This is a genomic window from Sulfitobacter sp. (assembly GCF_036961165.1).
Taxonomy (GTDB): Bacteria; Pseudomonadota; Alphaproteobacteria; order Rhodobacterales; family Rhodobacteraceae; genus Sulfitobacter.
Genome location: NZ_JBALVJ010000087.1, coordinates 1 through 12,285, shown reverse-complemented (window position 1 = coordinate 12,285; position 12,285 = coordinate 1). Strand labels below are relative to the sequence as shown.

Here is a 12,285-nt window from a genome sequence, read left to right as displayed (position 1 = left end):
GGTTGCTGTTGCTGATCGTCTCGATGCTGACATTGGGGAGCGCATTGGACAATTCGGGCGCGCTTGCGCTGATTGTGGCCAAGGTTTCACCGCTGCTGTCGACGGTCCAACCGATCGTCGCCCTTGCGCTGGTCTATACCCTGACGTCGATCCTGACGGAACTTGTCACCAACAACGCCGTCGCCGTCCTGCTGGCACCGATCGCTGCGGGCGTGGCAATCCAGCTTGGACTCGATCCGCGCCCTTTCGTGGTGGCCGTGATGTTCGGCGCAAGCGCAAGCTTTGCGACGCCAATCGGCTACCAGACCAACACGCTCGTCTACAATGCCGGTGGGTACAGATTTACCGATTTCCTGAGAATCGGTATTCCCATGAACATTATTACCGGGGCAGCGACGGTGTTGCTGATCCCGCTCATTTGGCCACTTGTACCCTAAAAAAATGTTATCAGCGTTAGTTCGCCGTCCAGCAAGCTTGCCTCGGCGCAAAGCGAAATTTTGGTGCTGGAACAATGGGGTGAAACAGGCTTTCCAGGATCAGCAAAACAACGCCTACTTGCCGGTGAAGTCATTGAAATTCAAAGGGCAGTAGCCATTTAGATCAGTGAGAAGCGACCGGGAAGAATGAGGAGCTCTTGCAGTGAATCGAAGTGATAATGCCGATCCCGTTGTATTGATTGAACCAAATAGTCCTCCGCCATCCTTAACCCCAAACCAAAGAAAGAAAAATACGATGAAATGTCCGGTTGATGGCGAGAGTCTGGTGATGACGGACCGCAGCGGTGTCGAAATTGATTACTGCCCAACGTGCCGTGGGGTTTGGCTGGACCGCGGTGAACTTGACAAAATTATCGAACGCGCCGCACCAGCGCCGCAAGCAGCGAGCCCAACTTCACGCGGGACAAGTACGCGCGGCGCTGCGGATGGCGATTGGGACGATGAAGACCATCGCGGTGAACGTGACAGGCCGCGGAACAAGCGGCGCAGGTCCCTTCTGGGCGAGCTGTTCGACTTTTGACCTGCCAAGTAGGTCTTGCGAGACCTGATGGGAAACATTTGCGCGTGAGCGGACTCGAGAACAAAAATGATAAAAACGGCGATGCTCATGATGATGTTCATGGTCGCTACCTCCGCTTACGGCCAGGATGTCGACAGATCTGAAGACGTGCGCATGCTCGGAGATTGCAGTGGTTGCATTTTCGATGGTGCGGATTTTTCCGAGCGTAAATTGACGGGGATAAACCTAGAAGAATCACGCCTTAACGCTGTTGATTTTCACGCGGCTCAACTCAATATCGCCATCTTCAATGAGTCCGTGTTGCGAGACGTGAATTTTGCGTCTGCCAACTTGCGTGGCGCAAGTTTTACAGGTTCGACGCTTATAGACGTATCCTTTGAAGGCGCCGATTTGCGCGGCGCGGTTTTTGAAGGTGTCGTACTTGAGAACACAAATTTGCAGTCTGCACTGCTCTGCAATACTCAGATGCCCGACGATTCTATGGACAACTCAGACTGCAACTGATCGAGCAGCGACAAAAACGGTCTGCATATAAACTTCACCTAATCCGATCGTGCTCGTCCGACGAAATGTCAATCTATTGTTGGCCCCCTCCAAGTCAGTCAGCATTACTTTTGCCGTTTTTGGTCGCCTAGAAAGTCGAGGTCAACGGAATGTTCTGGTGACCCCAAATCAGCAAAAGTGTTTAAATAGTATTTTGCAACAGGTGATAACATGCCTGTTGCGTCTAACCGCAGTATTTAGACAGCAGAAATTGGTTGTGTTTCAAAGAATTGGATCGTGGGATTCTGAGCCGCTACTTGCCCAGCCTTTGTGCAATCACGGTCTGTGAAGACGACGGCATGAAGCCGTTCGCCAGACCCTCAAATGTTGATCTTTTCCGCGATGCTCAGGGCGTCTTCAAGTTCGACACCTAGATACCGCACCGTGCTGTCCACCTTGGTGTGTCCAAGTAGAAGTTGGACCGCGCGAAGATTGCCAGTTTTACGGTAGATCAGCGCGGCCTTCGTGCGCCGCATCGAATGGGTGCCATATGCACTCGGATCGAGACCAATTTCTGTGACCCAGTTCCGGACTAGACGTCCATACTGCCGAGTCGAAACGTGAGGCCGGTCATGGAAACGGCTTGGGAAAAGAAAGTTGCACCCGAGCATTTCTGGACTGCAAACCCAGTTCCATAGAGAATCGCGCGTATTTTCGGAGACTTCGAACTGCACCGGCCGTTTGGTCTTGCTCTGGATGACAGAAACACGTTCGCGAACCCTGTCATTGGATACGAGATCAGTAACTTTCAATCGGACGAGATCGCAGCCTCGCAACTTGCTGTCAATTGCGAGGTTGAACAGCGCCAGATCTCTGAGATTGCCCGCAAGTTCAAGCCGCGCACGAATGGCCCAGGCTTGTTTGGGAAGCAACGGGCGCTTTTGGCCAACCAGACGTCCTTTGTTCCAAGGTCGGCGTTTTGACTTAACTGCGGGAAGTTGGATTCTGGACATGAGTTTTCCTCCATCCATCCCTCCAACCCAGGCATCGACACAGTGTCGATTGGCAAATTCTATCAGAAAAGGTAATGGCCGCTCTCAGGGATATTTCATAGCGATGATGGCACGACAGATATCAGCCGCGTGGTCACGGGGCGCGCACTTAACAGCGGGCGGCTGGCTTGCCTGACGTTCCTGTGCCCAAGGGGTTCGGCGAAGCTGAAGACAATGCCGTAACCTTTGCATCGGAATAGCTTGCGCAAGCGAATGCGATCGCCAATCTGAATACCCAGCAGACCAGCCATAGCGGAACAGCTGTTCTGCACCGTGTTTCAGACATCGCTCTCTCGGTAACGAAGTGGCGCTAAGTCCCGAAGTGTGTGAATTCGCGGCTTTTCATTTGCTGCCTGATGATTGAATGGCCGGTTTTGCCGCTGCATAGCAGCGCCGAAGTTCGCGCACCCGCAGCATTTTTCTCGCTGCGAGCGCACGCAGCACGAATTAAACACTTCCGCTGTGGGCTCCTTGCAGACCTTCGCTGCACGTCGGACCGATGACCGCTATGCAGACTTAGCCGTCATTTAGCAATAGACCCGCCGATCTGAAAAACCGACGGGCCGAAGGTGCTGAAATTTCCCAGTTATGGGGAAATCTACTTCGCACACGAATGTGGATGTCACATGAAAATAATGAGGTCCTTTCGCGGCATGTCCGCTAAAGTCTGCTCTTCGGGACGAAGCGCCATTTGAACTGACAACGCTGAATGGCAGCTTTCCGTCAGGTCACCTGGAAGCACGATTACACTAACGCGAACACCCAAGAATGTGTCTGCAAACATCGAATATGGCTATTTGCCATCGGCTTGCCGTCCGTAATCCTCGGCATCAAACCACCCACGCGAAGCCTTTACTTTGAGGTCGTCACCAACCTCCCACTCCTCCCAGCCCTTAATGTTTAGCGGATTTCCACTGGTTGCGTCGTGGCCCGTAAATGTCCAAACGAAAATGACATGAGTTCCTGCACAACGCACGTCATCGCATGTAAGCGTCAAATCTGGGACATCTGCGTAGAAACCTGCGGCCATGTCCTGAACGCGCGAACGACCGCTCCATGGAACGCCATTGTTAATAATGATTTCGCCATCTTCTGCGTAGTAGGAAGCCACCGCCTCTGCGGACTTAGAGTTCCAAGCTGCGGTATAGTCTGCTGCCATTTTGGCAACGGCTTGCACATCAATCATTGCCTCACCTTTCCTGATCAAACACCAGCATCATGGCATGCCACCTTCTTTCGTCCAGTAGAATTTGCTCTGGCGATTGGAGCATTATTCGCAAGAGCAGCCATTCGAAACATTGCAAAAGGCTGTCACTCGGGGCTCAAACCTTCCGTGCACCGCGCGGCAGATCAATGTCGGCTCTGGGCCGTCAGTGACGTGAGGATTCTCGCCGAACGTGCAAGCTCGACGTGGCAGGCCGTGGGTGGTTTGGGCTCGAAGCTGCCGTTGATCTTATGGCCAGGTCAAGCCCCATTCAGGCGTGCGACGCATTTGCCGCCCAATCGCGAAGCACAGAAGCCCACGCATCTGTTCGACGACTGGTATCGGCTTCCACGTTGTAGTCGTAACTGTTTTAGTACCTGATTTCGTTAATTTTTGCCGAACCTTCACGGCTGGCTGACGATGGTTCCAGCGCCACAGGATCTCGTCGAGGTATCGCTGAAGGTGCTTTCGTCCAAGGCGATGATATACCCCGACAAGGGCGCGCTGGACCTGAGAATTGACGGCTTCCACTGTATTGATGTGCGCCCCGAGACTGGGGCGGGAATACTGTCGAGCACCGTGATTGACCGTATGATGTGCAGCAAATTTTTTGCCGATTTTGCGATAAGCCCTGTTACCGTCAGTCATCAGAACAGAATGCGGTTCCATCCATTCTGTCATGATTGGCCCAAGTGTTGCGCCCTGGGCGTTCGGAACCAGGGTCGCCTTGGCTTGGCCATTGCGGTCAGCGGCAACCAGCACGATAGGCTTTTTGGTGCCGCGCCCTCGCTTGTTTTTGACCCCTTTCTTGAACTTGGGGGCACCTCCCACGAAGGATTCATCGACCTCGACTATGCCGCCCAACTGACTGGCGATCCCTTCTCTGTCGTCCATCAGTTCACGGATGGCGTGACCGAGTTTCCAGGCAGTTTTTTGGTTCACGCCCAGGATTCGTGACATGACGACCGAGGAGATTCCCTTGCTTGATGTCAGCACGAGAAAGATCGCGGAAATCCACACTCGAAGATCCAGTTTGGTCGAGTGCATTGGCGTTCTTGTGGTGACGGTGAATTGACGACGACATTCGTGCTCGGAACATTGATACAGTCCGGCACGCGCAGACTGACAGCGAAGCGCCACAGACCGCACACTGCCGCAGTGTGGACAATACCGGCCGGTGGGCCAGATCATTTCTTCGAGGAAGACGCGCCCGTGATGTTCGCTCGGCATCTTCTTCCAGATGTCCCTGACGGATTTCAGTTCTGTGATCATGTCGGCACTCCAATGACTGGGAGCCGACAATATTGGCCAACTACCCGTTTCCCGAAGGGAACAGGTCATTTCGCGCGAAACGGTAACAGGTCCGAGGTTTTCCTATGGTTTTCAAAGCTATGGCTCAACCAACGTTTCTTTTCGTGGATAAAAGGGAAATCCAACAATCGTTGAACCCATGAATAGTAGACTGATAAGAGCTTCTCTCAGACCCATGAGCGCAGCTTGACGACCCCCGCGCGACTGTGCGTGGATCATTTGATCAGGGTTGATATCTCTTCATAACAGTAGTCAGATATAGCTCCGCTTGTTGTCAGCCAAACCTGATCGCGGTGGGAAGCAATATGCGACAACGCACGCCGCAGATGGCGAAGCCGGTAAGGCTGACCCACAAGGTATGGATGTAGTGCTATTCCCATCACAAGGGGTTGACGCACCGACTGCTCAAGCATCTCGTCAAAGTTATCAATGATCATATTTGCAAAATCGGCAACGCCATCCTTGCGCGCAACGATAGACGGAATATCATTTATCTCTTGTGGATAGGGGACAGACAAAAGGCGACCTGAACTCGTCGTCATCCATACCGGTTGATCGTCCATGCACCAGTTCAGCGTATAACGGTATCCCGATTGTGCCAGCAGGTCTGGCGTATTGTAGCTTTCTGCGATCCAAGGCGACAGCCAGCCTTTTGGCGGCGTGCCTTCAGCATCACGTAGGACATCGGTCGCTTCGGAGATCAATGCGGCCTCTGCGACCTTATCCAGATCACTTTGGCGTTCAGAATTTGTACGCCCGTGACCCACGATTTCATCACCGCGCGAACTGAACGCTGTCATGAGGTCAGGCGCGTAGCCATACATCGCGCTATTCGCAATCACACTGGCGGGCAGATCTAACGCATCGAACATCTCCAACAGTCGCCATGCACCAACACGGTTGCCATAGTCGCGCCAAGCGTAGTTCAGGATATCTGGTTGAGGGCCGCCGGGTGCCAGTTCAGCGCCGAGCCCTTCGCCAAAGGCAAAGTGTTCAAGGTTCAGGCCAATATAGACAGCAAGACGTTTGCCGTCTGGCCAACTATAGTCTGCGCGTTTGGTGATCGGGGAGTAGGCGTATCTTCCGTGTTGCGTCAGCATAATTCAAAGCTCCGCCTCTGCCAAACCTGCTCTGTGCAGTATGATTTCTGCGCTGTCATTCCAGACATCCGTGCTGATAATCTTTCCGCCGCGCACAACGAATTTGTCCATATAGCGGTTCGTCTCGAATGTGGTCCCATCCTTCCATGCACCAAACAAATAGCCCGTGTTGTAAACGTGGACATCGCCAGTCTCATCGTCCAAAGCGGCATCGGTGCGCAGGAAATTCTTCTTGACCCAAGCATATCGTTTCGCATTAAAATCCGCGCTTTCTGCTGGACCGGAGAATGTACGCCCGCCTGTGAAAACCAGTTTGAAATCATCACTAATATAGGTTGCGGCACCTTCCGGGTCCGGAACCATGGACCGTTCAAGATAACTTTCGACGATCACTTTTGCAGCACCTACGGGATCTGAATTCTGGTCCATGTCACCAACTTTCTATTTAATTTGGATAGGGGAGCGCGCAGTTGGCGCGGCAAAAACTTTGCACTACGGTTGATGCGGCCTCGTTCATCAGGCGAGTCTGCGCGTTTGCTGCATCAAGACGCTCTGCCGCATCTCGCGCCCTGACCGCAAGTGATGCTTCATCCAAGGTCAGCACGCGGTCGTTTGCAAAAACATAATCGCCTGCAATCATAACTTCGCGCAGGGCGGTACCGTTTTCGGCAAATACGATCTGGTCCAAAGGATTACGCAGCGGTGTATAGTGGCAATAGCCCGCATCAAGGAACACCATATCAGCGGACCAACCTTCGGCGATCATGCCAACATTCTTGAGCCCCATGATCCGCGCGCTGCCTGTGGACGCCATTGTAAATGCCTCGCGCGTGGAGACCCATTCTGCGCTATCGACAGCTTGTGCGCGACTGAGCGTCGCGGCAAGGCGCATCGCTTCAAACATATTCTGCCCGTCGCATGTGTTGGATGCGTCTGTTCCGATGCCCATGACAACACCGCTATCCATGAGCATCCGTACAGGTGCTGTGCCGGACCCAAGACGCAAATTGCTCAGCGGATTGTGGCAAATACAGGCCTCATGACCTGCAAGCAGGTCCGCCTCTCGCTGTGACAGCCAGACACCATGCGCGCCGCTGAACTGCGGACCAAGAACGCCTAATTGATCCAGATGCGCGGTGAGGCTGGTGCCATATTTGCGGTTAGCCATAACCTGCTGCATGCGTGTTTCCGCCAGATGTGTTTGAAGAGGCATTTCATCGCGCTTGGACATAGCTGCACACGATTGCAAAAAGGCATCCGAGCAATGCAGCGGAATCGTAGGGCCAAGTCCGGGGCGCACGCGCTCCATCGGCACTGGCCATGTGGCGAAAGCATCACTGCAGGTCGCCATGATGTGTCTCCATTCTGGCATCGACAAGGCCGCAACGATTTCACGCAGCAGTGGCTCAAAACGATCCAGTAACCCCGGCAGAGCCTGATAGATCGTCTGGTCCGCAATCATCGGGGCAACAACAGCACGCAGTCCAGCGTCGTGATATGCCTTGGCAACTGTATGTATACCTCCAACCGTCGGTCCGGGAAGTTCGATAAAAAGATCAAAACAGGCTGTACAGCCTTTTCGGATCAATTCTGCTGCGGAAAGTTCGGCCGCGAGGCGCAGGTCATCGACACGGCGCGATCCGTTCAGCCACGCAGCACCCGACAAGAATGGCTCCAGCGTTAGATCACCGGCGACTCCGCCGCGCCCAAGCGCACCGTGTGAATGGGTGTGTCCGTTCACTAAACCCGGGATGATTAGACGATTGCTGACATCAATCTGTTCTGCATCATCAGGCCCGTTGCCATCCGGAATAAGGGCTGCGATAGCGCCATCGCGCACAAGAATGGAAACCCGCTCAAAGCGGTCGTTTTTAACCAGAACTTGGCCACCGTTTAGCAACATCTGACGCTTGGACATCATAGGTTCCCGCAAAAACACGTCTCCGAAAGACTTGTCTTCCAAAATGAAATTTTCGCGACAGGAACAAGCCTGTCGCGAAAAGGATGGGCAGTTAGTTGATTGTCGTCACAAAAGTGCGTTCTTCAATTGGAGGGAGGAAGGACCGGTCAAAGATCTCTGACGCTTCAGGTAAACGTTCAAGATCATAGCCTTTTGCGACGATTTCGATCGAGCGGGTCAAACGCTCGTCGACAAGATCGCCCATACCGATGCTCTCTACTTCGGGGGCATTCATCAGGTTGGTCAGTGCAAATTCCAAACGCGCCCTTTCCAGATCTGCATCAATCAGATTGTCGTAGGCCATAAAGGCCTCGACCGAGCTGTCCTGGTTGGCCGCAACTTCCATCGTCGCTTTGTTCACGGCGCGAACGAGACCTGCAACGGCTTTGGGGTTGTCCGCCAAAAGCTCTCGCGAAACCATCATTCCGTTGGAATACAAATCCATGCCGTAATCTTCGAAGTTGAACCAGTTGAAGTCGTTGGCAGGGTCTTGGCGGTTGGCGATCAGGTTGAACCAACTTGTCGACGTAAACACGAATGCGCCGTCAATATCGCCACGGATCATCATCGGCTCTTGCAGGTTGGGTGCCATGCTTTCCTGCGCGACCTTAGTTAGATCAATGCCATTGATCTCGGCAAAAACTGGGAACAGCCGTGTCGTCGGTGTGCCTTGCGCGCCGCCCAGGGTCTTACCTTCAAAGTCAGCAGGGGTTTCAATGCCAGCGGTCTTTGGCGTCACAATGGCAAACGGCGGACGGTTCCATAATTGGTAGACCATGACTGGTGCTTCGCCCGGACGTGTGGCTGCATTCTGGATGATTGCGTTTATGTCGCCAAATCCGGCGTCATAGGCACCCCCCATTATCCGCGTGACCGTCGCTGCCGACCCTTCGCCTTGGTCAATCGTGACATTGAGACCTTCTTCTTCGAAGTAGCCTTTGTGCAGTGCCAACAAAAATGGCGCGTCAGACCCTTGTGTCTTCCAGCCAAGTGTAAAACGGATTTCGGTCATCTCGGCAAAAAGCGGCGCGGTGCCTGCCAGTAAGGAGAACGCGGCCCCCATGAGAATATGCTTCATTTCAGCTGTCCTTGTGTTGATGTGAAGAGGAATTAAGTGATTGTGATGTCATTGCCGCGTGTCGCCCAACCTGTCACACGGCGCTCCAGCCAGGAGAACAAGGCGTAGAGTGCGACGCCAAGCAGGGCGAGGATGATGAGGCCGGCAAACACCAGCGAGACCTGGAAGTTCGATGACGCGGTCATCATGACGTTTCCGATCCCGCGGTTGGAGGCCACAGTCTCCGAAAGCACAGCGCCGACAAAGGACAGCGTGATCGCAACCTTCAGCGCTGCAAAGAAGTAGGGCATCGTGCGCGGAAGCCCAACGTTCCAGAGAATTTCACGTTTCGAAGCTCCAAGCGTTTTCAGAACATCCTCAAGGTCAGGTTCCGTCGTAGCGAGACCCGTGGCGATATTCACAACGATCGGGAACACACAGATGACCATGGCAGTCAGAATTGCAGGCGTAGTGCCTGACCCGAACCAAAGCACAAAAATTGGTACAACCGCGACTTTGGGAATGGAGGAAAAACCCACCAGAAGCGGATATGCAACCGCATAGGCTACTTTAGATGTGCCAACCATCACACCAAGCGCAGTTCCGATAGCCACACCAAGCACAAAACCCGTAAGCGTAGAAAACAACGTCTGGAGAATGTGTGGCAGCAATATTGGGAACTTGACCCATAGCGTCACGAGAATTTCCGAAGGGCGCGGTAGAACAAGGTCAGATACGTTCAACAAGACACAAAGCACTTCCCACATCAGGAAAAAGCCAAAGATCAGGGAGAATGACATCATTCTGATGCGCGTTTTCTCGGTCATGCGAGACATCCTATTTACGAACCTGTGCGATCAATTCGCGCAGGCCTTGGGTCATTTCGACAAACTCGGGGCTGTAAATCATACCAATGTCTCGCGGCTGCGGGATGTTCACCGCTTCGTCCGATATGATCCGGCCTGGCCGCGCGCTCATCACGCAAATACGTTTGGCTAAAAAACCTGCTTCGCGCAGGTCGTGCGTGACCAGCAACACCGTCGGCTTGCGATCGAGGTAAAGATCCTGAAGTATCTGCCACAACTCTTCCCGGGTGAACTGGTCCAATGCGCCAAAGGGTTCGTCCAGCAGCAGCAGATCTGGTTCATGTATTAGCGCGCGACACAGGTTCGATCGCTGCAACATCCCGCCAGACAGTTGCCATGGGTAATGGTTTGCGAAGTCCTGCAAACCAACTTGTTCCAAAAGATTATGCACTCGATCCCGGAACGCTCCTTTGCGATCTTTGTGGAAGGTCGATTTGAAAGGTTGGACGATCTTCAGTGGCATCATCACGTTTTGCTCAATCGTCAACCAAGGTAGCATCGTCGGATTTTGGAATGCCATGCCGATCCGCAACTGCTTTGCAGCGGCTTCTCGTCCGCCCACAAGAACCACGCCAGATGATGGCTGGATCAGATTACTTACAAGCCGCAGAATCGTCGATTTGCCGCAACCCGAAGGTCCAACCAGAGCAACGAAGTCGCCAGCGTCCATTTTGAGAGACGTAGGCGAAAGCGCAGTAACAGCGTCCTCTCCTCTCCCGAAAACGACGGATGCAGTCTGCAACTCTACCGCATAGCGATGCTGTACAGGTGTTACTTTTCGGGCCGTATCGGAGGCCTGTTCATTATGATTTAATATGTTCATGCAGCCATCAGACTGCAGCGTGCTGCGGCGATAAATAAAATTAAGTAAAAATATTTAGAATTAGTGAAGATCGCACAAGAAACAGGCGTGATTTCAGATTTCGGCGTGAAAATGTAGCAGCCTGTGATCTCCTGATCGCGAAAACACACAGGTTCAACGATCGGGGCAAGCCACAGTGATGCCCGATCACAATCCCGGCAAGCTATCGATTCTGGATGCCAAGGTAGCTTAGGATCAGATCAATCGCATGTTCCCGACGCTCCTCCTGAAAATCTTCGTTAAACAAGTCCTGTCCGACGACGATGCCAAGCGTTGCTGCGTTGTTCAGGTGATGTGCCGAAATTGCGACAATGCTCAAATAGAGCTGGACAGGATCAGGCTTTCGGCTAAACGCACCGCTGGAAAAACCGCGTTCTACCAGATCGCTAATGGCGACAATGAGGGGTTCCGACATATCGCGCATCATAGCGGAACGCGCGATATATATACCATTCAAAGCATTTTCGTTACGCGTCATTTTGCGAAAGTTCGCGTTATTCCTAAAGTAATCGAAGGTGAATTCTACCAATTCATTTACCATTGTCGCAGGATCACCCCCACTAAAGTTCAGTTGCGCTTCTTGGTCTCGGATCTGTTGAAAAATATTTTCGAGTGCTGCGACGTAGAGCTGCTCTTTGCCGCCAAAATAGTGATAGATCATGCGCGAGTTGCATTTTGCAGCCTTGGTGATGCGATCTACCCGAGCCCCATGAAATCCGTGTTCGGCAAATTCATCCACAGCTACAGTCAAGATTTCGGCCTGCGTCCGCGCAGCATCGCGGCTTCGGAATTTTGAACTTCTATTTGTGACATTGGATTGATTGACAAGTTTTTCGGCCATCTTCTATCGTCTCAACTTTTTGTTTTTTGTAGACTGTTGATCTGTCGAAACATGTAATCGTTTGAATACTGCATGGTAAAGGTCAGTGGCATACCAAGCAGTGTCTGACGTCAACGCCTGTGGGGCCAAATAGGCGTATCTGATAAGTGAGTGTTTCTGGCTCATCGTGACCATCGAGGAGTGGACGATGGGGAAGACGACCCCCAAAAGGTGAAGATTTTCTGCGAAAGCGAACTTCAGCGCAGCGCCTCAGTAAAATTATGCCCCTCAGGTAGTTCATCTGAAGATATGGCTGAAGGTCCTTCTTTACGGTTTCCGCGTGTGTTTTCTCTAAAGCTATAGCCGCCACCGACGTGCCGGACAGCGCTGTAGCCCCCGATGAAACCACGCATCTCACTGAGGTGCTGGCCTTCGCCTCTGATTGAAATCCCGTGCTTCGCACATAACGCTGCATATTCATCAAGAAACGCTTTGATAAGAACGCCGGTGGAATACTGCACCACGTGAGCGGCGAGATTGTCTTGTCGCAGAT

The 12,285-nt window shown here is 52.8% G+C and carries 14 protein-coding genes; 3 read left to right on the top strand and 11 right to left on the bottom strand.

Annotated elements, in window-relative coordinates:
• From V7730_RS19980 to V7730_RS19970, 3 genes are all read left to right on the top strand, one after another.
• Positions 1 to 437: SLC13 family permease (locus V7730_RS19980; RefSeq protein ID WP_335749335.1), on the top strand; the 437-nt coding region annotated here is incomplete at its 5' end.
• 295 nt (positions 438 to 732) lie between these two features.
• Positions 733 to 1,017: a TFIIB-type zinc ribbon-containing protein gene (locus V7730_RS19975; RefSeq protein WP_335749334.1), complete on the top strand. Its 285-nt coding sequence runs from the start codon at positions 733 to 735 to the stop codon at positions 1,015 to 1,017.
• Between the two features lie 87 nt (positions 1,018 to 1,104).
• The gene (locus V7730_RS19970; protein WP_335749333.1) at positions 1,105 to 1,521 is read left to right on the top strand and encodes a pentapeptide repeat-containing protein; all 417 of its coding nucleotides are present in this window, start codon (positions 1,105 to 1,107) and stop codon (positions 1,519 to 1,521) included.
• Positions 1,522 to 1,880: 359 nt separating this feature from the next.
• Here the strand turns inward: V7730_RS19970 and V7730_RS19965 are convergent, their stop codons facing one another.
• The 11 genes from V7730_RS19965 to V7730_RS19915 form a co-directional block, all read right to left on the bottom strand.
• Positions 1,881 to 2,513, bottom strand: a complete 633-nt coding sequence (locus tag V7730_RS19965) for a tyrosine-type recombinase/integrase (RefSeq protein ID WP_335749332.1) — start codon at positions 2,511 to 2,513, stop codon at positions 1,881 to 1,883.
• Positions 2,514 to 3,345: 832 nt separating this feature from the next.
• A complete protein-coding gene (locus tag V7730_RS19960) occupies positions 3,346 to 3,738 on the bottom strand; it encodes a nuclear transport factor 2 family protein (RefSeq protein WP_335749331.1) in 393 nt (130 codons plus the stop codon).
• A gap of 267 nt (positions 3,739 to 4,005) precedes the next feature.
• Entirely contained in the window at positions 4,006 to 5,028 is a 1,023-nt protein-coding gene (locus V7730_RS19955) for an IS1595 family transposase (RefSeq protein ID WP_335749330.1), read from the bottom strand.
• A gap of 254 nt (positions 5,029 to 5,282) precedes the next feature.
• On the bottom strand, positions 5,283 to 6,167 hold the full coding sequence (locus V7730_RS19950) for a polysaccharide deacetylase family protein (protein WP_335749329.1): 885 nt from the start codon (positions 6,165 to 6,167) through the stop codon (positions 5,283 to 5,285).
• A 3-nt stretch (positions 6,168 to 6,170) separates the two neighbouring features.
• On the bottom strand, positions 6,171 to 6,596 hold the full coding sequence (locus tag V7730_RS19945) for a nuclear transport factor 2 family protein (RefSeq protein WP_335749328.1): 426 nt from the start codon (positions 6,594 to 6,596) through the stop codon (positions 6,171 to 6,173).
• 16 nt (positions 6,597 to 6,612) lie between these two features.
• Positions 6,613 to 8,100, bottom strand: coding sequence for an amidohydrolase family protein (locus tag V7730_RS19940; RefSeq protein WP_335749327.1), 1,488 nt, complete (start codon positions 8,098 to 8,100; stop codon positions 6,613 to 6,615).
• A 79-nt stretch (positions 8,101 to 8,179) separates the two neighbouring features.
• Positions 8,180 to 9,205: an ABC transporter substrate-binding protein gene (locus V7730_RS19935; protein WP_335749326.1), complete on the bottom strand. Its 1,026-nt coding sequence runs from the start codon at positions 9,203 to 9,205 to the stop codon at positions 8,180 to 8,182.
• 32 nt (positions 9,206 to 9,237) lie between these two features.
• A complete protein-coding gene (locus V7730_RS19930; protein ID WP_335749325.1) occupies positions 9,238 to 10,011 on the bottom strand; it encodes an ABC transporter permease in 774 nt (257 codons plus the stop codon).
• A gap of 10 nt (positions 10,012 to 10,021) precedes the next feature.
• Positions 10,022 to 10,873 carry an ABC transporter ATP-binding protein gene (locus tag V7730_RS19925; RefSeq protein WP_335749324.1) on the bottom strand — a complete coding sequence of 284 codons (852 nt, stop codon included), beginning with the start codon at positions 10,871 to 10,873 and terminating at the stop codon, positions 10,022 to 10,024.
• 202 nt (positions 10,874 to 11,075) lie between these two features.
• Positions 11,076 to 11,753, bottom strand: a complete 678-nt coding sequence (locus tag V7730_RS19920; protein ID WP_335749323.1) for a TetR/AcrR family transcriptional regulator — start codon at positions 11,751 to 11,753, stop codon at positions 11,076 to 11,078.
• A 236-nt stretch (positions 11,754 to 11,989) separates the two neighbouring features.
• On the bottom strand, positions 11,990 to 12,285 hold a 296-nt coding region (locus tag V7730_RS19915), incomplete at its 5' end, for a hypothetical protein (RefSeq protein ID WP_335749322.1).

Coding starts and splice junctions, on each gene's coding strand:
- V7730_RS19965 (WP_335749332.1), bottom strand. CDS start 2,513: ATGTCCAGAATCCAACTTCCCGCAGTTAAGTCAAAACGCCGACCTTGG.
- V7730_RS19955 (WP_335749330.1), bottom strand. CDS start 5,028: ATGATCACAGAACTGAAATCCGTCAGGGACATCTGGAAGAAGATGCCG.
- V7730_RS19970 (WP_335749333.1), top strand. CDS start 1,105: ATGATGATGTTCATGGTCGCTACCTCCGCTTACGGCCAGGATGTCGAC.
- V7730_RS19950 (WP_335749329.1), bottom strand. CDS start 6,167: ATGCTGACGCAACACGGAAGATACGCCTACTCCCCGATCACCAAACGC.
- V7730_RS19945 (WP_335749328.1), bottom strand. CDS start 6,596: ATGGACCAGAATTCAGATCCCGTAGGTGCTGCAAAAGTGATCGTCGAA.
- V7730_RS19925 (WP_335749324.1), bottom strand. CDS start 10,873: ATGAACATATTAAATCATAATGAACAGGCCTCCGATACGGCCCGAAAA.
- V7730_RS19935 (WP_335749326.1), bottom strand. CDS start 9,205: ATGAAGCATATTCTCATGGGGGCCGCGTTCTCCTTACTGGCAGGCACC.
- V7730_RS19920 (WP_335749323.1), bottom strand. CDS start 11,753: ATGGCCGAAAAACTTGTCAATCAATCCAATGTCACAAATAGAAGTTCA.
- V7730_RS19960 (WP_335749331.1), bottom strand. CDS start 3,738: ATGATTGATGTGCAAGCCGTTGCCAAAATGGCAGCAGACTATACCGCA.
- V7730_RS19975 (WP_335749334.1), top strand. CDS start 733: ATGAAATGTCCGGTTGATGGCGAGAGTCTGGTGATGACGGACCGCAGC.
- V7730_RS19930 (WP_335749325.1), bottom strand. CDS start 10,011: ATGACCGAGAAAACGCGCATCAGAATGATGTCATTCTCCCTGATCTTT.